Source organism: Mycobacterium sp. M23085 (assembly GCF_045343915.1).
Classification (GTDB): domain Bacteria; phylum Actinomycetota; class Actinomycetes; order Mycobacteriales; family Mycobacteriaceae; genus Mycobacterium.
This window is the reverse complement of record NZ_CP174280.1, coordinates 3,867,216-3,886,898: the sequence shown is the minus strand read 5'-3', so window position 1 is coordinate 3,886,898 and position 19,683 is coordinate 3,867,216. Positions and strand designations below refer to the sequence as shown.

18 protein-coding genes are annotated in these 19,683 nt (G+C 67.2%); 7 read left to right on the top strand and 11 right to left on the bottom strand.

Annotated elements, in window-relative coordinates; genetic code table 11:
- Positions 1 to 13: 13 nt before the first annotated feature.
- Positions 14 to 718, bottom strand: coding sequence for a DUF2334 domain-containing protein (locus ACIUM1_RS18215; RefSeq protein ID WP_406814019.1), 705 nt, complete (start codon positions 716 to 718; stop codon positions 14 to 16).
- Positions 719 to 865: 147 nt separating this feature from the next.
- Here ACIUM1_RS18215 and ACIUM1_RS18210 point away from each other — a divergent pair, with 147 nt between their 5' ends.
- On the top strand, positions 866 to 2,485 hold the full coding sequence (locus ACIUM1_RS18210) for a DHA2 family efflux MFS transporter permease subunit (protein ID WP_406814018.1): 1,620 nt from the start codon (positions 866 to 868) through the stop codon (positions 2,483 to 2,485).
- Between the two features lie 142 nt (positions 2,486 to 2,627).
- Entirely contained in the window at positions 2,628 to 4,187 is a 1,560-nt protein-coding gene (locus tag ACIUM1_RS18205) for a DHA2 family efflux MFS transporter permease subunit (protein ID WP_406817733.1), read from the top strand.
- A gap of 54 nt (positions 4,188 to 4,241) precedes the next feature.
- Here the strand turns inward: ACIUM1_RS18205 and ACIUM1_RS18200 are convergent, their stop codons facing one another.
- A complete protein-coding gene (locus ACIUM1_RS18200) occupies positions 4,242 to 6,398 on the bottom strand; it encodes a S9 family peptidase (protein WP_406814017.1) in 2,157 nt (718 codons plus the stop codon).
- Positions 6,395 to 7,285, bottom strand: a complete 891-nt coding sequence (locus ACIUM1_RS18195) for a phosphoribosylaminoimidazolesuccinocarboxamide synthase (RefSeq protein WP_406814016.1) — start codon at positions 7,283 to 7,285, stop codon at positions 6,395 to 6,397. The genes ACIUM1_RS18200 and ACIUM1_RS18195 overlap by 4 nt, the downstream gene beginning before the upstream one ends.
- 52 nt (positions 7,286 to 7,337) lie before the next feature.
- Between ACIUM1_RS18195 and ACIUM1_RS18190 the strand changes: the two genes are divergently transcribed.
- On the top strand, positions 7,338 to 7,958 hold the full coding sequence (locus ACIUM1_RS18190; protein ID WP_406814015.1) for a hypothetical protein: 621 nt from the start codon (positions 7,338 to 7,340) through the stop codon (positions 7,956 to 7,958).
- A gap of 65 nt (positions 7,959 to 8,023) precedes the next feature.
- Here ACIUM1_RS18190 and ACIUM1_RS18185 read toward each other — a convergent pair whose 3' ends face one another.
- A complete protein-coding gene (locus ACIUM1_RS18185; protein ID WP_406814014.1) occupies positions 8,024 to 9,283 on the bottom strand; it encodes a cytochrome P450 in 1,260 nt (419 codons plus the stop codon).
- Entirely contained in the window at positions 9,280 to 10,698 is a 1,419-nt protein-coding gene (gene purB / locus ACIUM1_RS18180) for an adenylosuccinate lyase (RefSeq protein WP_406814013.1), read from the bottom strand. Before purB ends, ACIUM1_RS18185 begins: the two co-directional genes overlap by 4 nt.
- Before the next feature lie 49 nt (positions 10,699 to 10,747).
- Here purB and ACIUM1_RS18175 point away from each other — a divergent pair, with 49 nt between their 5' ends.
- Positions 10,748 to 11,494: a DUF429 domain-containing protein gene (locus tag ACIUM1_RS18175; RefSeq protein ID WP_406814012.1), complete on the top strand. Its 747-nt coding sequence runs from the start codon at positions 10,748 to 10,750 to the stop codon at positions 11,492 to 11,494.
- A 7-nt stretch (positions 11,495 to 11,501) separates the two neighbouring features.
- On the opposite strand, the gene ACIUM1_RS18170 is transcribed toward ACIUM1_RS18175, so the two are convergent.
- Entirely contained in the window at positions 11,502 to 12,119 is a 618-nt protein-coding gene (locus tag ACIUM1_RS18170) for a TetR/AcrR family transcriptional regulator (RefSeq protein ID WP_406814011.1), read from the bottom strand.
- Between the two features lie 61 nt (positions 12,120 to 12,180).
- Between ACIUM1_RS18170 and ACIUM1_RS18165 the strand changes: the two genes are divergently transcribed.
- Together ACIUM1_RS18165 and ACIUM1_RS18160 are read left to right on the top strand one after the other, a co-directional pair.
- Positions 12,181 to 13,098: an alpha/beta hydrolase-fold protein gene (locus ACIUM1_RS18165; protein ID WP_406817732.1), complete on the top strand. Its 918-nt coding sequence runs from the start codon at positions 12,181 to 12,183 to the stop codon at positions 13,096 to 13,098.
- 18 nt (positions 13,099 to 13,116) lie between these two features.
- Positions 13,117 to 14,700, top strand: coding sequence for a gamma-glutamyltransferase family protein (locus ACIUM1_RS18160; RefSeq protein WP_406814009.1), 1,584 nt, complete (start codon positions 13,117 to 13,119; stop codon positions 14,698 to 14,700).
- Positions 14,701 to 14,716: 16 nt separating this feature from the next.
- On the opposite strand, the gene purD is transcribed toward ACIUM1_RS18160, so the two are convergent.
- Both purD and ACIUM1_RS18150 read right to left on the bottom strand, forming a co-directional pair.
- Positions 14,717 to 15,985 carry a phosphoribosylamine--glycine ligase gene (gene purD, locus ACIUM1_RS18155; protein ID WP_406814008.1) on the bottom strand — a complete coding sequence of 423 codons (1,269 nt, stop codon included), beginning with the start codon at positions 15,983 to 15,985 and terminating at the stop codon, positions 14,717 to 14,719.
- Between the two features lie 51 nt (positions 15,986 to 16,036).
- Positions 16,037 to 16,444, bottom strand: a complete 408-nt coding sequence (locus tag ACIUM1_RS18150; protein WP_406814006.1) for a MarR family winged helix-turn-helix transcriptional regulator — start codon at positions 16,442 to 16,444, stop codon at positions 16,037 to 16,039.
- Between the two features lie 73 nt (positions 16,445 to 16,517).
- Between ACIUM1_RS18150 and ACIUM1_RS18145 the strand changes: the two genes are divergently transcribed.
- Positions 16,518 to 17,612: an aldo/keto reductase gene (locus ACIUM1_RS18145; RefSeq protein WP_406814005.1), complete on the top strand. Its 1,095-nt coding sequence runs from the start codon at positions 16,518 to 16,520 to the stop codon at positions 17,610 to 17,612.
- Positions 17,613 to 17,622: 10 nt separating this feature from the next.
- On the opposite strand, the gene ACIUM1_RS18140 is transcribed toward ACIUM1_RS18145, so the two are convergent.
- From ACIUM1_RS18140 to ACIUM1_RS18130, 3 genes are read right to left on the bottom strand one after another with little or no spacing between them, the layout of a single operon-like run.
- Positions 17,623 to 18,051, bottom strand: a complete 429-nt coding sequence (locus ACIUM1_RS18140; RefSeq protein ID WP_044487447.1) for a carboxymuconolactone decarboxylase family protein — start codon at positions 18,049 to 18,051, stop codon at positions 17,623 to 17,625.
- On the bottom strand, positions 18,051 to 18,908 hold the full coding sequence (locus tag ACIUM1_RS18135; RefSeq protein WP_406814004.1) for an NAD(P)-dependent oxidoreductase: 858 nt from the start codon (positions 18,906 to 18,908) through the stop codon (positions 18,051 to 18,053). Before ACIUM1_RS18135 ends, ACIUM1_RS18140 begins: the two co-directional genes overlap by 1 nt.
- On the bottom strand, positions 18,905 to 19,654 hold the full coding sequence (locus tag ACIUM1_RS18130) for an SDR family oxidoreductase (protein ID WP_406814003.1): 750 nt from the start codon (positions 19,652 to 19,654) through the stop codon (positions 18,905 to 18,907). Before ACIUM1_RS18130 ends, ACIUM1_RS18135 begins: the two co-directional genes overlap by 4 nt.
- Between the last annotated feature and the right edge of the window lie 29 nt (positions 19,655 to 19,683).

Sequence of the window (19,683 nt, the reverse complement as noted above, 5' to 3'; positions counted from 1 at the left end):
GGCAGTCGCTTCGTCAGGCAGCGTCGAGCACGGCCCTGGGCGGCTGCCAGCGATACACGGCGGGTGTGCAGCCGTGCATCAACGCGAGGTCGACCGCGTCCATCATGGCCTGCAGCGGTCCCGGTTTCCGAAGGTGGCGAGCCGCGACCGCGACCCGCACGACACCGCCGCGCCGAGCGATCCGTTCGGCGGACAGCACCACCATCCGGCACCACCACGGCTCGGTCAGGAAACCTTCGCCGATGCCGAGGACGCGCGCGCGGACGGTGGTGTGGCGGACCAGGTCGGTGATCCCATGCAAATCGGCCAGCAAGCGGAATCCATTGTCCGGCAATGCTTTAACAACGCCGGGCGACACCACCCAGCCGGGCGCCGCGAACAGTCGGGTGCGCAGCCCCAGGTGCTCGAGCACCCGGTCGGCGGCCATCAATCGCAGATTGGCCTCGTGGGCCCGCAGGATCGCGAATTCGCCGCGGCGCTTCTTGGTGGCCGCATCGTCGTAGCCGTGCAGCACGATGGCGTCACCGCCGGCCCGGCGGCCGGTCAGCCATTCGACGGTGCCCGGGTCGTGGTCGAGCCGGTAATCGCCGGACAGGCGCGGCGCCACCAGTAGCGACACCGGCACCTTGCGGGCATCCATTTGTGCGCAGAACGCCTCGACGTCGGGCAGCGTGCGTTCGCCGATCCCCGAGACCGAGACGATCAATTTTCCAGACACACCAGCAGTTTGCCGATCCCAAGTGTCGGAATGGTGAAGGACACGCAGACAGCAGGCGTATATGCCCTCGCCGGAGCGCGTTAAGTGATTTCGAGGCCTGCGCAGACCACGACCGCCGCGAGCGTCAGCCGATGCGATCAGTTCGATATGCTAAGCAACGCCATGGATGAGGCCTCGTACGCAGCGGCCAAAACGCCGCCGCCCCACGCCCGAACCGGGCAGCCGGGTGTCGAGGAACGGGAATACCCGGACAAGCTCGACGCCGCGCTGTTGCGGATCTCGGGTGTGTGCATCCTGGCCACGGTAATGGCGATCCTGGATGTCACGGTCGTCAGCGTCGCGCAGCGCACCTTCATCGACCAGTTCGCGTCCTCGCAGGCCGTCGTGGCCTGGACGATGACCGGCTACACCCTCGCCCTGGCGACCGTGATCCCGATTACCGGATGGGCCGCCGACCGGTTCGGCACCAAACGACTCTTCATGGGTTCGGTGGTGGCCTTCATACTGGGTTCGTTGCTGTGCGCGATTGCCGCAAACATCCTGCAGCTCATCGTCTTTCGCGTGCTGCAGGGAATCGGCGGCGGCATGCTGCTGCCCTTGGGATTCATGATCTTGACCCGCGAAGCGGGTCCGGGCCGGCTCGGACGCCTGATGTCGATCCTGAGCATACCGATGCTGCTCGCCCCGATCGGCGGGCCGATTCTGGGCGGCTGGCTGATCGGCACCTCGAGCTGGCGGTGGATCTTTCTGATCAACGTGCCGATCGGGCTCCTCACCATCGCCCTGGCCGCCATCATCTTTCCCAGGGATCATCCGGCGCGGTCGGAGACCTTCGACGCCGTCGGTGTGCTGCTGCTCTCGCCAGGCCTGGCGATGTTCCTGTTCGCGGTGTCCTCCATCCCGGGGCGCGGCACCGTCGCCGACCGCCACGTGGTGGTACCGGCGGCGATCGGGCTGGCATTGATCGCGGGCTTCGTCGCGCACGCGTGGCATCACGCCGACCATCCGCTGATAGATCTGCGGCTGTTCCGCAATCCCGTACTCACCCACGCCAACGTGACGATGCTGGTCTTCGCCGGCGCATTCTTCGGCGCCGGGCTGCTGCTACCGAGCTATTTCCAGCAGGTGCTGCACCAAACGCCGATGCAGGCGGGCGTGCACATGATCCCTCAGGGGCTGGGCGCCATGCTGACCATGCGGCTGACCGGACCGCTGGTGGACAGGCAGGGCCCGGGCAAGATCGTGCTGGTCGGGATCGCGCTGATCACCGCCGGCCTGAGCGCCTTCGCCTACGGCGTGGCCACCCAGGCCCACTATCTACCCACGCTGCTGGTGGGGCTGGCCATCATGGGGCTGGGCATGGGTTGCACGATGATGCCGCTGTCGGTCGCCTCGGTGCAGGCGCTGGCGCCCCATCAGATCGCCCGGGGAACGACGCTGATGAGCGTCAGCCACCAGGTGGGCGGCTCGATGGGCACCGCGCTGATGTCGATGATCCTGACCAACCAGTTCAATCGGAGCCCTGACATCGTGGCGGCAAACAAGCTCGCCGCCCTGCGTCAGAAGGCGGCCGTCGACGGGGTGCCGGTCGACCAGTCCGCGATACCGCGGCAGACGCTCGCGCCGGGCTTTTCAAGCAATGTGGTGCACGACCTTTCACACGCCTATACCGCGGTATTCGTGATTGCCGTAGTGCTGGTGGTGTGCACGTTCATTCCGGCATGGTTCTTGCCCAAAAAGCCGGCCAGCGAAACGGCCGGCGAATGATCCAGTCGCCCGGGTAACCGACGCGACCAGCCCGTTTGCTGGTTGGGCGAGGATCCGAGGCGCGATCTCCGCGGTACGAATTACACGCGTGGCGATAAGCGGATACGAGTAAAAACCCTTCTGCCGGGGCAACCCTGTGGATATGCTCAGCGGCGCCATGCAGAAGACCCGCTCCGCAGCTCTCAGTGTGCCGTTGCCCACCGCAGCGGGATCGTCGGTGCGCTCCGTCGACTACCCGGAAAAGCTGGATGCGGCGCTGTTCCGGATCGCCGGGGTGTGTGGGCTGGCCTGCATCATGGCGGTGCTGGACAGCACCGTCGTCGCCGTCGCACAGCGCACCTTCATCGCGCAGTTCGGATCCACCCAGGCGATCGTCTCGTGGACGGTAGCCGGCTACATGCTCGCGTTCGCCACCGTGATCCCGATCACCGGATGGGCCGCGGATCGGTTCGGCACCAAACGCCTCTTCATGGGCTCGGTCCTGATTTTCACGCTGGGATCGCTGCTGTGCGCGATTGCGCCGAACATATTGCTGCTCATCGTGTTCCGGGTAGTTCAGGGAGTCGGCGGCGGGATGTTGCTACCGCTGAGCTTCGTGATCCTGACCCGCCAGGCAGGACCGAAGCGGGTCGGCCGCCTGATGGCGGTGGGCGGAATCCCGATTCTGCTCGGTCCCATCGGCGGGCCCATCCTGGGTGGCTGGCTGATCGGTGCCTACGGCTGGAAGTGGATCTTCCTGATCAACCTGCCGATCGGGCTGACCGCCTTCGCGCTCGCGGCGGTCCTGTTCCCCAAGGATCGCTCGGCCCCGTCGGAGGCCCTGGACATCACCGGCGCGCTGCTGCTGTCGCCCGGCGTGGCGATCTTCCTGTGCGGGGTGTGTTCCATCCCGGGGCGGCACGCGGTCGCCGACCGCTACGTGTTGGCGCCGGCCCTCATCGGCCTGGGTCTGATCGCCGGGTTCATCCTGCACGCCTGGTATCGCACCGACCACCCGCTGATCGACCTGCGCCTGTTCCGGAACCCGGTGGTCACCCAGGTCAATGTGACGCTGCTGGTGTTCGCGGCCGCCTCGGTCGGAACCGGGCTGCTGGTGCCCAGTTTCTTCCAGATCGTCGGCCACCAGACCCCGATGCAGGCCGGTTTGCACATGCTGCCGATCGGAATCGGCGCGGTGCTGACCATGCCGCTCGGCGGAGCCTTCATGGACAGGCGCGGCCCCGGCAACATCGTGTTGATCGGGCTGTCGCTCCTGACGGTGGGCCTGGGAGTCTTCACCTACGGGGTGGCCAGGCAGGCCGCCTACGCCCCGGTCCTGGTGACCGGGCTCGCGATCATGGGCCTGGGTATCGGTCTGACCACCACGCCGCTCTCCGCGGCGCTCATGCAGGCGCTGGCCCCGCATCAGGTCGCCCGCGGTACGACGCTGATCAGTGTGAACCAGCAGATTAGCGGGTCGATCGGGGCGTCGCTCATGGCGGTGATCCTGACCAATCAGTTCAACCGCAACGAGGCCCTGATGGCGGCGAACGAGATGGCCGGGGTGCGGCCGGGGCCCCCCGACGTGGCCAGCCACGTGTCACACCACCTGGCGCACGCCTACGCGGCGGTGTTCGTGCTGGCCGTCATCCTGGTGGCGTTCACCATCATCCCGGCATCGTTTCTGCCGAAGAAGCCGCCGCCCCAGCCGGCCGCCGACTAGCTCGATCACCCCGGGCAGCCGCAGTGTCAACGGGTCCCGGAAGCCCGGACCCGGCTACGGCTGCGGATCGGCCCGGTCGGTTTGGCGGCCGCCTTCGTGGCCGCCCGCTGCGGCGGCTAACAGCCATGCGTATTGGAAGGCGGCTTCCTCCCAGCCTTTGTAGCGGCCGCTGACCCCACCGTGCCCGGCGTTCATCTGGGTCTTCAACAGGACCTGGCTGCCGTCACCGTTGGCGTGGCGCAGCGCCGCAACCCACTTGGCCGGCTCAACGTAGTAGACCCTCGTGTCGTTCAGCGACGTCATCGCCAAAATCGCCGGATACTTCTTGGCCTCGACGTTCTCATACGGCGAGTAGGACTTCATGTAGTCGTAAACATCCTTGTCCGCCACGGGATTTCCCCATTCGTCCCACTCGGTGACGGTCAGCGGCAACGAGGGATCCAAGATGGTGGTCAACGGGTCGACGAACGGGACCTGCGCGAGAATGCCGGCGAAGAGCTCCGGCGCCAGGTTGGCCACCGCACCCATCAGCAACCCGCCGGCGCTGCCCCCCAACGCCACCAGCTGACGCGGCCGGGTGACCGCCGAATCCACCAGATGCCGCGCCACCGCCACGAAGTCGGTGAAGGTGTTCTTCTTCTCCAAGAGCTTGCCGTGCTCGTACCACAGCCGGCCCATCTCACCGCCGCCACGCACGTGGGCGATCGCGAACACCATGCCACGGTCCAGCAGCGACAACCGGGCGATGGAGAAGCTCGGGTCGGTGCACAGCTCGTAGGCGCCATATCCGTAAAGCAGTGCGGGTGCCGGGAATTCGATATCGGCGCGGTGCACGATGGACACCGGGATGCGGGTGCCGTCGTCGGCGGTGGCCCAGTCACGCCGCTCCACATAGTCGTCGGGCCGGTAATCGCCGAGCACGGGCTGCTCGCGCAGCAAGGTTCGTTCGCCGGTGGCGAGGTCGATGTCGTAGACCCGTGCCGGCGTGACCAGCGATCCCGCCCTGATCCGCAGCTTGGGTGCGTCCCAGTTGGGGTTACCGGCCGGACCGGCGGTCATCAGCTCGGAGTCGAACGAAATCTCTTCGGGCTGTGCATAAGTGCCGTCGGCGTTGATCGGCCACAGCTGCATCCGGGGCAGCGCCTCGCGCCGGTAGCTGACCACCAGAAGGCCGGCGAAAGCATCCACCGCATCGAGCCGGACGTCGTCGCGGTGTGGGATCAGGGTGCGCTGTTGCGTCGGATCGCTGACCGGCGCCTCGGTGAGAGTGAAGTTGATCGCGCCATCGTTGTGCAGGATCAAGAACCGGTCCTGCCCGCCGATGACCGCGTGCTCGATCGCGTACTCGACGCCCTCGCGGCGCGGCAGCACCACGGTGAACTGTGCCTGCGGATCGGCGGCGTCGGCATAGCGGTATTCGGAGGTGATCGACGATCCGGACGCGATGAAGACATAGGCCTCGCTGCGGGTGAGGCCCACGCCAAGCCAGAACTTTTCGTCTGCCTCGTGGTAGACCAGCTCCGGCTCCGCTCCGGAGCCCACCTGATATCGCCACACTTTGTCGGGACGGTGGGCGTCGTCCAGGGTCAGGTAGTACACGGTGCGGTTGTCGGCGGCCCAGGTCGCACCCGCCGCGATATCGGCGATCTCGTCGGGATACAGCTCATTGGTGCGTAAATCCTTGAACCGCAATGTGTATCGCTCATCGCCGAGAACATCGACCGAGTAGGCCAGCAGGTTTCCGTCCAGGCTCACCGTCGCGGCGCCCAGCGAGAAGAACTCGTGACCCTGCGCTTCGGCATTGGAATCGAGCAGGATCTGCTCGCCCGGGATCGCGGTGCTCTCGTCCAGAGTCGGCGGGTCCCAGTCGTCGGCCGCACTGATCGGACAACGGCATTGGACGCGGTACTGCTTGCCTTCGTAGGTGCGCGCGTAGTACCACCACTCGCCCCGCCGGGTGGGTACCGACAGATCCGTCTCCTTGGTGCGTGCCTTGATCTCGTCGAAGATTTGCTGCCGCAGCGGTTCCAGATGGGCGGTCATCTGATCGGCGTAGGCGTTTTCCGCCTCGAGGTAGGCGATGACCTCTGGGTTGCTCTTTTCGCGCAGCCATTCGTATGGGTCGATGAAGACGTCGCCATGATGCTCACGCCGGCTCTCCACCCGCTTTGCGACAGGTGGGACGGGCCCGTCCAGGTGCGTTTCGGTCATGCCCTGGGGCCGATCCAGTCGTCGAAGCTCAGGCCGGAAATGCGTTCGTAGGCATCGATATAGCGGTCGCGGGTGGCCTGGATGATGTGCTGGGGTAGCGGCGGCGGGGGCTGCGAGCCGTGGCGGTCCCAGCCGGACTCGGGGCCGGTCAGCCAATTACGGACGAACTGCTTGTCGAAGCTGTTCTGCACGACACCGACCTGGTACTCCTCGGCCGGCCAGTACCGCGACGAATCCGGCGTGAAGATCTCGTCGGCCAGCAGCAGGTTGCCGTCGCGATCGGTGCCGAACTCAAACTTGGTGTCCGCGATGATGATTCCTTTCTGGAGCGCGTGTTCGGCGGCCTGCACGTAGATCTGTAACGTGCGGTCGCGCAGTTGGTTGGCGGGGACGGCCCCGACCATCTCAATCACCCGCGTGAAGGGGATGTTTTCGTCGTGGTCGCCCAGTGCGGCTTTCGTCGCGGGGGTGAACAGCGGTTCGGCGAACCTGCTGGCTTCGACCAGTCCCGGCGGCAGAGCGATGCCGCAGACCGTTCCGGTCGCCTGGTAGTCCAGCAATCCCGAGCCGGTCAGGTAACCGCGTGCCACACATTCCACCGGAAGCATGTCCAGCTCGCGCACCACCAGCGCACGACCCAGGACCTCGTCGGGAATGCGTGGATCGTCCGGCGGCCCGGCCAAATGGTTGGGGGCGTCGACGAGGCCGAAGAAGAAGACGCTCATCGCGGTGAGGATGCGGCCCTTGTCCGGGATGGTGCTGTCCAGGACGAAGTCGTACGCCGAGATCCGGTCGGTGGCGACGAGCAGCAGGTGCTCGTCGTCGACGCGATACAGCTCACGGACCTTGCCGCTGGCCAGATGCTGGTAGTCGGACAGTGCGGGCATCCGGTCAGCCTATCGGGCACCTGCAAACCGGCTTTGTGCTGGGATCGGGGCTATGACACCGCGGTTTCTGCCCTACTCCACCAGGCCCGGCCGGCTGGCTGCCCAGCTGTTCAGCGACTTCGCCGTCGTCGTGTGGACGGTGCTCTGGCTGCTCGTCGGGCTGGCCGTCTACGACGCCATCGCCACCATCGCCGACGCCGGCCGGCAAGTCGAGAGCGGCGCGAACGGCATCGCCGGCAACCTCGCCTCGGCCGGGCACAGCGCCCAGCACATCCCGGTGGTGGGCGACACCGTCAGCAAGCCGCTCAACTCCGCCAGCCATGCCGCGCTGGATATCGCGGGTGCGGGCCATGACCTGGACAGCGCGGCGAGCTGGCTGGCCGTGTTGCTCGCGATGGCCGTCATCGCGGTCCCCATCCTCATCGCGGTGCTGCCCTGGTTTTTTCTGCGGCTTCGGTTCTTTCGGCGCAAGTTGACGGTGACCGCGTTGGCCGCCACCCCGGCCGGTGCGCAATTGCTTGCGCTGCGCGCGCTCACCAACCGGCCGCCGCGGAAGTTGATCGCCGTCAGCGCGGACCCGGTCGGTGGGTGGCGCCGCGAGGATCCGGCCACCATCGGGGCCCTGGCCGCACTCGAACTACGGTCGGCCGGCATCGCGATTCGCGGCGGTTAGCAGGACCGCCAAGACAACCAGCAGCCACCTGAGTGTGGCGATGACACCCATGGTGTCGCTGATCCTCACGATTCTTCGCGGAGCTCGACGACGAGGTGCCGAATGCCGGTGTGCCGATTGCTGCGGGCCCATTCGACCGGCCGGACGACCTGCACCCCGCCGAATCGCGACAGCAGCTCTTCGAACAACACCCGTAGCTCCAGCCGGGCCAGATTGGCCCCTAGGCAATAGTGCACACCCTGGCCGAATCCCATATGCGGGTTGGGCTTTCGGGCGATATTGAATTCGTCGGCGTTCTCGAACACGCCGGCGTCGCGATTCGCCGAACCTTCCCAGATTTGTATCTTCTGCCCCGCCTCGATCGACTGCCCGCCCAGCGTGACGTCGCGGGTGGCGGTGCGGCGCTTGGAGGGCGACGGCGACGTCCAGCGCACCATCTCCTCGACCGCCGTGGGCAGCGCGTCCAAATCGTCACGCAGGGAACGCAATTGGTGCGGATGGTGGGCCAGCGCCAGCAGACCGCCCGCGACCGCGTTGCGGGTGGTCTCCGCACCGGCGCTGAACAACAGGCTGAAGAAGAGGTACAGCTCGAGATCGGACAGCGCCGATGCGTCGGCGTCGTCGAGCGTCGCGTTCGCCACCACCGACAGCATGTCGTCGGTGGGGTTTTCCCGCTTGGACGCGATCAACTGCTGCCCGTACTCATACATCCGCGACCCGGCCGCTGCGTCTCTTTCGGAGACCGACAGCTGCGACAGTGCCGCCTTGCGCGAACCGCCGAAGTCGAATTGCGGCTCGATGGCCTCGAACAACCAATGCCGTTCGGATTCAGGGACTCCCAGCAGGATGCAGATCATCTGCATCGGCAGCTCCGCGGCGATGTCGACCAGAAAGTCGAACGGCTCGCCGGGCACCACGGCATCCAGCAGCCGGCGCGCCCTGGCCCGCAGGTCGTCCTCGACAGCGGAGATCATCCGCGGCGTCAGCCCGGAGCTGACCAGCCGCCGAATCTGCGAATGCCGTGGATCGTCCATCATGTTGAGCACCTGACCGGCGATCGCCAGATCCTGCAGCAGCGTGCCGCCGTACGGGCGCGAGCCACCGGTGACCGATGAATACGTCAGCGGATCCTTGAGCACCTCAAGCGTTTCCGCGTACGTTGCCACCGACCAGAACCCCTCACCGTCCGGGGTATTGTCGGTCGGTGAGTGCCAGTACACCGGCGCCTCGCGACGATGGATCGCGAACAGGTCGTGCGGGAACCCGTCAGCGAAGTTGTCCAGATCGGTGAAGTCGATCTCCGCGAGCGCGCCGGCCAGTGTCACAGGATTGCACCCGGGGCGTACTTGGCCGCTTCCGGGTAGCGGTTCACCAGCGCGTCCACCTGCGCCGCCACCTCGTCCACCTGGTCACCGGCGGCGCCGGTGAACGCCTTCTTGTCGGAAAGCGCGGCGTCCAGCGCCGCCCGGTCGAGCGGCAGCCGCTCGTCGGCGGCCAGCCGCTCCAGCAGATCGGGCTCGGCTCCGTGTTCGCGCATGGCCAGCGCGGTCGCGACCGCGTGTTCGCGGATCACGTGGTGCGCGGCCTCGCGGCCCATGCCGGCGCGCACCGCGGCGATCAACACCTTGGTGGTGGCCAGGAACGGCAGGTAGCGGTCCAGCTCGCGGCTGATGACCGCCGGATAGGCGCCGAATTCGTCGAGCACCGTGAGGAACGTCTCGATCTGCCCGTCGATGGCAAAGAAGCTGTCCGGCAACGCCACTCGGCGCACCACCGAGCAGAACACGTCACCCTCGTTCCATTGCGCACCCGCCAGCTCGGCGGTCATCGAGGCGTAGCCGCGCAGCACCACCTGCAGCCCGTTGACCCGTTCGCAGCTGCGGGTGTTCATCTTGTGCGGCATGGCCGACGAGCCGACCTGGCCGGGCGCGAACCCCTCGGTGACCAGTTCGTGCCCGGCCATCAGCCGGATGGTGTGGGCCAGCGACGACGGCCCGGCGCCCAACTGCACCAGCGCCGAAACCACGTCGTGGTCCAGCGACCGGGGATACACCTGCCCGACACTGGTCAAAACCGTTGCGAAACCAAGGAATTCAGCGACACGACGTTCGAGCTCGGTCAGCTTCGCCGCGTCGCCGTCCAGCAGGTCGAGCATGTCCTGCGCGGTGCCCATCGGGCCCTTGATGCCGCGCAACGGATAACGGTCGATCAGCTCGCGCAGCCGAGTCAACGCGATCAGCGTTTCCTGGGCCGCCGACGCGAACCTCTTGCCCAGCGTGGTGGCCTGCGCGGCGACGTTGTGGCTGCGTCCGGCCATCACCAGATCGCGGTAGGCCACCGCCCGCTCGGCGAGCCGCGCGGCCACCGCGACGCCGTGACCGAAGACCAGTTCCAGTGAGCGCCGGATCTGCAGCTGCTCCACGTTTTCGGTCAGATCGCGACTGGTCATGCCCTTGTGCACGTGTTCGTGACCGGCGAGGTCGTTGAATTCCTCGATGCGCGCCTTGACGTCGTGGCGCAGCGCCCGCTCGCGGTCCGCAATCGACGCCAGGTCGACGTCCTCGAACACCCGCTCGTAGTCGGCGATGGCGTCCGCGGGCACCGCAACACCCAGTTCCGCCTGCGCGCGCAGCACCGCCAGCCATAGCCGTCGCTCGGCAACGACCTTGGCCTGCGGCGACCAGATCGCGACCATCTCGGCACTGGCGTACCGGGTGGCCAGCACATTCGGAATGCTCACTTGGTCCTCACGAACACACAGCTTACGGTCGCGGCCATAGCCTATGCGGATGTACTTCGCCGGCGTCGACCTCGCCTGGGCCGCTCGCAACCCGACCGGTGTCGCCGTGGTCGACGCCGGCGGCGCCCTGCTGAACGTGTGTGCGGTCCGCGACGATGACCAGATCCTGGCCGCGCTGCACCCCTATGTGCAAGGCGATTGCCTGGTCGCCTTCGACGCACCGCTGGTGGTGAACAATCCGACCGGCCAGCGTCCCGCCGAGACCGCCCTGAACCGCGATTTCCGCAGGTATGAGGCCGGCACGCACCCCTGCAACACCGGAAGACCCGAATTCGCCGACGGCCCGCGGGCAGGCCGGCTGGCCGCGGCGCTGGGCCTGAGTGTCGACCCGCGATCGCCGGCCGCCCGGCGCGCCATCGAGGTCTACCCCCACGCGGCGACGGTCGCACTGTTCCGGCTGGAACGGACGCTGAAATACAAGGCGAAGCCCGGGCGCACCGTCGACCGGCTCCGATCCGAGCTGTTGCTGCTGATGGACGGCGTCGAACGGCTGGCGCAGGCCCCGGTGCCGCTGCGGGTAGCCGGGCACGACGGCTGGGTCGCGCTGCGCCGGGCCGTCGTTACCGCGCAGCGCAAAAGTGAGCTGCGCCGGGCGGAGGACCCGGTCGACGCCGTGGTCTGCGCTTACGTGGCGTTGTACGCGCAGCGCAGCCCGGCGGACGTGACGATCTACGGTGACCTGGACACCGGCTACATCGTGACGCCGTCGCTGCCGGCGGATCCGAGCCACGGGTAGCGGTCGGTCAGATCTGCACGGGCCGCTGATCGATGGGCGCGAGTACCTCGATCAGGTCGACCACCGCGCCCTGCGCCGCCGCGCGCGGATCCCGACCCTCCACCAGGGCCGACACCACCGAACCATCGACCGCGCAGATCAACGTGCACACCAGGTCGATGTGCACGGAACGGCCCGAGCGCTCGATGGCCTCGGCCACCGCCTCGGCGCGCTGGCGCAGGCTGCGGCGCATGGTCTCGCGTAGCGCGGGCAGTCGCGTGCAGGCGATGTGCCGCTCGTAGCGCGAGATCAGCTGTTCGGTCAGGCCCGGCCCGGATACGTCGCCCACGAGCAGATCTGCCAGCACCTCGGCGATGGTCTCCGGTCCCCGGCGGCGCCGCGACATGGCGCTGACCCGCGACCGCAACTGCGCCACCTCGATCATGGCGATGTGTTCGACGGCGCGTGCGATCAGATCGTCCAGAGATGAGAAGTAATAAGTGGTGGACGCCAGCGGCAAGCCGGCCCGCCGCGCAACCGCCCGGTGCCGCACCGCTTCGAAGCCACCCTCGGACAGCAGCTCGGCGGCGGCGCTGACGAGGGCATACCGCCGGCGTTCTCCTTTTGGAGTAACCGCTGCAGTCACGAGTAGCCATCGTGCCAGCCAAAGTGGTACTGCATTGCCATTTCGGCCAAACGGCCCGGGCATAATGGCCCGCATGCCCGACTTGAGCCGACGCACCCTGTTCGGCCTCGGCGCCAGCGCGGCTCTGGGCGCGGTGGGCGCCTACGGGCTCGACATCCTGTTAGAGCCCCGCACGTCTCGCGCCACGCCGGTATCGGCGGTCGGCACCCAGATGCCGCTCGCGCCGGCGCCCAACCCGCCCCGCGATCCGGCTCCGCCGGCGGCGCCCGCGCCCACCATGGTGACCGGTTCCTTCGTTTCCGCGGCGCGCGGCGGGATGAGCACCAACTGGGCCATCGCCCGTCCACCCGGCCAGACGAAGCCGCTGCGACCGGTGATCGCGCTGCACGGCAAGGGCAGTGACGCGTCCACCGTGATGGCCGGCGGCGTCGAACACGGCCTGGCACAGGCCGTCGATGCCGGGCTGCCACCGTTCGCGGTGGTCGCCGTCGACGGCGGCGGCGGCTATTGGCACAAGCGGTCTTCCGGTGAGGACAGCGGTGCCATGGTGCTCGACGAGCTGATCCCGATGCTGGGCAACCAGAATCTGGACACCTCACGGGTGGCGTTCTTGGGCTGGTCGATGGGCGGCTATGGCGCCTTATTGCTGGGCGGCCGGCTGGGACCGGCCCGCACCGCGGCGATCTGCGCGGTGAGCCCGGCGCTGTGGATGTCCTCGGGGGCGGCCGCACCGGGCGCCTTCGACGGCCCGGACGACTTCGCGGCGAACTCGGTGTTCGGCATGCCCGCCCTGGCCTCGATCCCGATCCGGATCGATTGCGGCGACAGCGATCCGTTTTACGCCGCGACAAAGCAGTTCATCGCGCAACTGCCCAATCCGCCGGCCGGCGGCTTCTCACCCGGTGGACACGACGGGGCCTTCTGGAGCTCGCAGCTACCCGCCGAGCTGACCTGGATGGCACCGCTGCTGACGGCGTAACGAGTTACGCTCGCGGAGGTGACCGGACCTTTCGACTGGACCTTCCCGTACGCCTGGCCACGCAAGCCCATCTTGGCGGAAAACGTTGTGTGCACCTCGCAACCGCTCGCCGCCCAGGCGGGGCTGCGGATGCTCGCGCAGGGCGGCAGCGCGGTGGACGCGGCTATCGCCACGGCCATCACCCTGACAATCGTGGAGCCGGTGTCCAATGGCATCGGTTCGGACGCGTTCGCCATCGTGTGGGACGGCAGGCAACTGCATGGCCTCAACGCCTCGGGCCGCTCGCCCGCGGCCTGGACGCCAGAATACTTCGGCGGCAAGGGCGTTCCGGTGCTGGGCTGGAATTCGGTGACCGTGCCCGGCGCGGTGTCGGCGTGGACCGAGCTGCATGCCAAGTTCGGCAAGCTGCCGTTCGAGCGGCTCTTCGAGCCGGCAATAGCTTACGGCCGCAATGGCTTTCCGGTATCGCCGACAGTCGCGGAGCAATGGTCGGCGCAGGTCCCGCTCTTTGCAAGCCAGCCCGGTTTCGCCCAGGCGTTCCTGCCCGGCGGCCGGGCGCCGAAACCGGGCGAACGATTCAGCTTGCCGGATCATGCCGCGACGCTCGAGACGATCGCCGCCACCAAGGGTGAGGCGTTCTACCGTGGAGAGCTGGCCACCAGGCTGGAAGCGCATGCGCTGGGCAACGGCGGGGCCATGCGGGCCGGCGACCTGGCGGCTCACCGTGCCGACTGGGTGGGCACGGTCGACGGCGGCTACCGCGGATACACGGTGCACGAGATCCCGCCCAACGGTCAGGGCATCGTCGCGCTGATCGCCCTGGGTATCCTGCAGCATTTCGACATGGCCTCGCTGCCAGCGGATTCCGCCGACAGCGTGCACCTGCAGATCGAAGCGGTGAAGCTGGCGTTCGCCGACGCCCAGGCCTACGTGGCCGACATCGAGCACATGCCGCTGGGCCCGGAACGCCTGTTGGACGCGGAGTACCTCAGGCAGCGCGCGGGGCTGATCGACCGCGCGCGGGCCAAGCCGGCATCCGCGGGAGCCCCGTCAGGCGGAACCGTCTACCTGACCGCGGCCGACGCCGCGGGGATGATGGTGTCGATGATCCAGTCGAACTACCTGGGATTCGGCTCGGGCGTGGTGGTGCCGGGCACCGGGATCTCGCTGCAGAACAGGGGCGCGAACTTCGTTGCTTCTCAAGGGCATCCGAATACCGTGGCCCCGAACAAGCGTCCCTACCACACCATCATCCCGGCGTTCGTGACCAAAGACGGCGCACCGGTGATGAGCTTCGGTGTGATGGGCGGGATGATGCAGCCCCAGGGTCACGTGCAAATGATGGTGCGCATCGCCGACCACGGGCAGAACCCGCAGGCGGCGTGCGACGGCCCGCGGTTCCGGTGGGTCGAGGGTATGCAGGTCAGCTGCGAAAAGGGCTTCCCGGACACAACACTGGACGAATTGCGCCGGCGCGGACACGATCTGGTTGCCGTCGACGACTACAACCAATTCGGCAGCTGCCAGGCGATCTGGCGCCTCGAGGACGGCTACTTCGCGGCCAGCGATCCGCGCCGGGACGGACAGGCCGCCGCGTTCTAGACGCTTCTAGACGCTTCTAGACTCGGATCTTCCCGTCGGCCGCCAATTCGGCGATGTCCCTGCGGAAATGGCTGCCCGGCAGCCGAATTGATCGCACGACCTGGTAGGCATTGGCGCGCGCGGCCGTCAGATCGGCGCCCGTGCCCACCACCGAAAGCACCCGGCCGCCCGACGAGACGATCTCACCGTCCTCGCGCCGCGCCGTTCCGGCGTGCAACACCCCGTCGGCCTCCGAGCCGACGATGACGTCTCCTACCCGGGGGCGTCCGGGATAGCTCTCCGCCGCGACCACCACCGTCACGGCGGCACCGTCGTGCCAGCGCAGCTCGCCGAAGTCGGACAGTGTGCCGCTACCGGCGGCGTACAACAGCTGACCGAGTGGCGATTCCAGCAGCGCCAGCACCGCCTGGGTCTCGGGATCGCCGAAGCGGCAGTTGAATTCGACCACCGCGGGCCCGTTAGCGGTGATCGCGAGTCCGGCGTACAACAGTCCGCTGAACGAGCTGCCACGCGCAACCATCTCGGCCGCAACGGGTTCGACGATGTTGCTGACCACGTCGCGATACACCTCGTCCGGAAGCCACGGGACGGGCGCGTAGGCACCCATACCGCCGGTATTGGGTCCGCTGTCGCCATCGCCGACCCGCTTGAAGTCCTGCGCGGGCAGCAGCGGCACCACGGTTTCGCCGTCGACGACGCAGAACAGCGACACCTCCGGGCCGTCCAGGTAGGACTCCAACAGCACCGGGTGGCCGGCCTCGAGCAGCCCGGCGGCGTGCGCGCGGGCGACACCGCGATCCGCGGTCACCACCACGCCCTTGCCGGCCGCCAGGCGGTCGTCCTTGACCACCCAGGCCGCATCCCCCACCGGGGGGCCGAACCGGTCCAGGGCGGCGTCTAAATGCGCCGGGGTATCGACGATTTCACTGGTCGCGGTCCGCACCCCGGCCGCGGCCATGACCTCCTTGGCAAAAGCCTTTGAGCCCTCGATGCGGGCGGCGTCCTTGCTGGGGCCGAAACAGACGATGCCGGCCGCGCGGACCGCGTCGGCCACCCCGAGGACCAGCGGCACCTCGGGACCGATGATCACCAGGTCGGCGCGGACCTCGCGGGCCAGGGCGACGACGTCGTCCGCCGAGGTGATGTCGACGTCGTGCTGCTCGGCCAGCCGAGCGGTGCCCGCGTTGCCCGGCGCGATCGCCAGCCCCGTCACCTGCGGATCTTTGCGGAGCGCCAACAGCAGAGCATGCTCACGGGCACCGGAACCAATTACCAGGACGCGCACGACACGTCAGACTAGCCCCGCCGACGGGCCGACGCCCACCGTCCCGACGATTCAGAGGATTTTCTCCAGCAGTCCCTTGAGTTCGTTGCGCTGCGCGGCGGTGAGGCGGCCGAGGCGCTTGTCGAACTCGTCGGAGAGCAACGACAGCCCCTTGCGGGCTGCTTGGCGCCCGGCCGGGGTGAGCAGCAGCCGGTGGCGACGCAAATCGGCCGGGTCTATCTCGCGGCGCACGAACCCCGCGGCCTCGAGCCGCTTCAAATACAGCGTCACCGTCGCCTTGGGCATGCTCAACGCCGCGGCCAGCTCGGCCGGATAGGGGTGCTCGTCGATCTCGGCGAGCAGGAACAGCTCCTTGGACTCGAGGCCGAGCGCGCAGATGTCGGCCTCGGCGCACGAGATGACCGACAGCAGCACCCGGTAGTTGAGTGACCAGATCTTGGCCGCATCCACTGCAGACATCGACTTGCCAGATCGTTCAGGAATGAACTAGTTTTGATATGAACAACCTCATAGTCGAACAACCTACCAGGGAGTGGACCTCATGCCGCTGGATCAATACGTGACACTCGGACGATCCGGTTTGCGCGTCAGCCCGCTGTGCCTGGGCGCGATGACGTTCGGCGAAGACCTCGGCTGGGGCACCAGTGTGGAAGAGTCCCAACAGATTATCGATCGATACATCGAGCTCGGCGGCAACTTCATCGATACCGCCAACTTCTACACGCGTAGCCACTCCGAGAAGATTATCGGCGACCACGTCGGGCGCCACTCCGCCCGTCGCGACCGGTTGGCGATTGCCACCAAGTTCAGCGGCAACCTGTATCCGGGTGATCCCAACGGCGGCGGCTCGGGCCGTAAATCGCTGGTCAACGCCTGCGAAAACTCGTTGCGCCGCTTGCAAACCGACTACATCGACCTGTACTGGTTGCACATCTGGGACGCGAATACGCCCATCGAGGAAACCATGGCGGCACTCGAGGACCTGGTCCGCGCCGGCAAGGTGCGCTACATCGGCGTCTCGGACACCCCGGCGTGGAAGATCGCCCAGGCCAACCTGATCGCCGGTTTCCGCGGCTGGTCGGCGTTCGTCGGGCTGCAGGTCGAGTACTCGCTGCTGGAGCGCGCCATCGAACAGGATCTCGTGCCGATGGCGTCGGAATTTGGCCTGGGCATCACGCCATGGTCACCGTTGAAGAGTGGCGTGCTGAGCGGCAAGTACACCCGGGCCAACAGCGGCCGGCACACCGCCGACCGCGGCGCCATGGTCGACGCCTTCCTCAATGAGAAGACCTACACCGTGATCGACGAGCTCGAGGTCATCGCGAAGGCACACGAGACCAACGTCGCCAGCGTCGCGCTGGCCTGGGTGCGCGCGCAGCAGGCCGTCTCGTCCGTCATCATCGGGGCCCGCCGGCTCTCCCAGCTCGAGGACAACGTCCGGGCCGTCGACGTGGATCTGAGCGCCGACGAGCTGGCCCGGCTCGACGAGCTGACCAAGCCGCGGTTCGGGTTCCCGCACAATATGCTGGAGATGGCTCCTGGCATCATCAACGGGGGCACGACGATCAACGGCAGCGCCGGGCCGATCTCTGAGTACGTGATGCCCGAAGGCGTTCAGCCGTACTGAGTCTGGTGGCTTACTCGCCCGAGTGCATCTTCAGCGCGGCGTCCACGTTGGCCTTCTTGTCCTCACCGGAACCCTTTGCCGCGGCCTTCTTGCGCTTGGCGACGACGGCATCGACCGCGCCGTTGAGCGCCGACCCGAGCGGAAAGCCCAGGTAGTGGGTGAGGAAGACGGCCATCTCCTTCAGCTCGGTCTCGGTGAGCTCGCCGTTGAGAAGCGCCGCGTTGATCTGGATTTCGGCCAGGTCGCGGTTTCCGATCGCGGTCACCGCCGTCAGCGTCATGATCCGCTTGTCGCGCATCGACAATCCCGGCCGCGTCCAGATGCTGCCGAACAGGTGGTCGACGGTCAGGTCGAAGTACGCGTCGCCCTCGATGTTGGGCATCTCCCAGCCATAGACCTCGTTCATCTTCGCGAGGCCCTTGCTGCGCAGTTCGTCCATTACGCCTCTTCCTTCTTGTGTGGCACCCCGAGGCCGGCGGCCAGCCGTTGGTAGGCCAACTGGGCCAGCGGCAGCTCGACCGAGACCGTCTCGCCGAGGGAAAGCGCCAGGCTCAGGTCCTTCTCGCCGAGCCCGCGAGTGTGCAGGAAAGGCTCGTACAGGAAGTTGTCCGGCTCAATGTCTTTCATGTTGTCGCGCACCATGATCGCGCCCGGACCGCCGGTGAGCGCGTCGGTGTGGCGGACCACCCGGCCCAGGGTCTGCAGATCCAGCCCCGCGGCCTCGGCCAGCTTCATGGCCTCGCATGCCGCCGCGTACGAGGTGAACGTCAACATGTTGCGGGCCAACTTCATTCGGGTACCCGCGCCCGGCTCGCCGGCGTGGACGACCACCGCCGCCCAGTGTTTGAACGCCGGCTTGATCTTCTCGTAGACCTCACGCTCGGCGCCCACCATGGTGGCGAGCTCGCCCTTCGCCGCCGCCGCGGCCCCGCCGCTCACGGGCGCGTCGACGATGTGGATGCCTTGCGGCTTGAGCTCGGCCGCGAATTCGACCGCGGTGGTGTCGCTGATGGTCGAGTGGATCGCGATGACGGTCCCGGGCTTGGCGTGCGCCGCCAGCTCACCGACCACCTCACGCACCTGGGCGTCGTTGAGCACAGTGACATGGACGATGTCGGCCGCGGCGACGTCGGCGACGCTGTCGGCCACGCCGGCTCCCTTTTCGATCAGCGGGGTCATCGCCTCGGTACGGATATCGTAAACCGTTATGCCGCCAGGCCATTCGGTCATCTTCGTGGCCATGGGCGCACCCATGTTGCCCAGCCCGATGTAGCCGAGCTTCAATTCGTCGGTCATGATCGGATTATCTGCCCGCCGTCAACATTGAAGATCTGCCCGGTGATCCAGGACGCCTCGTCGGAAAGCAGGAACAGGCACATGCCGACCAGATCCTCCGGCGTCCCCATCCGCGACAACGGCAGCCCCTTGACGATGTCGTCGACAATCTCTTTGGGGGTAGAGGTCCGGTTGGCCTCGGTGTCGATGGGGCCGGGAGCGATGGCGTTGATCCGGATCTTCTGGCCACCCAGCTCACGGGACAGCTGCTGGGTCAGGCCGTTGAGCCCGACCTTGGCCAGGCCGTAATAGTTCGCGTAAACCCATGCGGCGGTGGATGATTGGTTGACGATCGCTCCGCCGCCGCGCTTGGCCATCTTCTTGTACACCGCACGCGTGCACCACAGCGCTCCGTCCATGTTGACGCTCATGAACCTGCGGTAGTACTCCGGGTCGATGGTGAGCAGGAAGTCCAGCTTCATGCCGCCGAAGATCGCGGCGTTGTTGACCAGGTAGTCGATGCCGCCGAATTCGGCCAGCGTGCGGTCGGCCATCTCCTTGGCCGAGGCGGGGTCGGACACGTCGACCGGAACGCTGATGGCGGTTCCGCCGTCGGCAACGATCTGCTTGGCGACCGCCTCGGCAGCCTCGGCGTTGATGTCGGCGATCACCACCGCCGCGCCCTCGCGGGCCAGCGCCTGCGCGTACGCCTGCCCGATGCCGCCACCTGACCCGGTGACGATGCCGACCTTATTCTCGAATCGCATGTTTTCCTCTCGGTCGCCTTTGTGGCGCG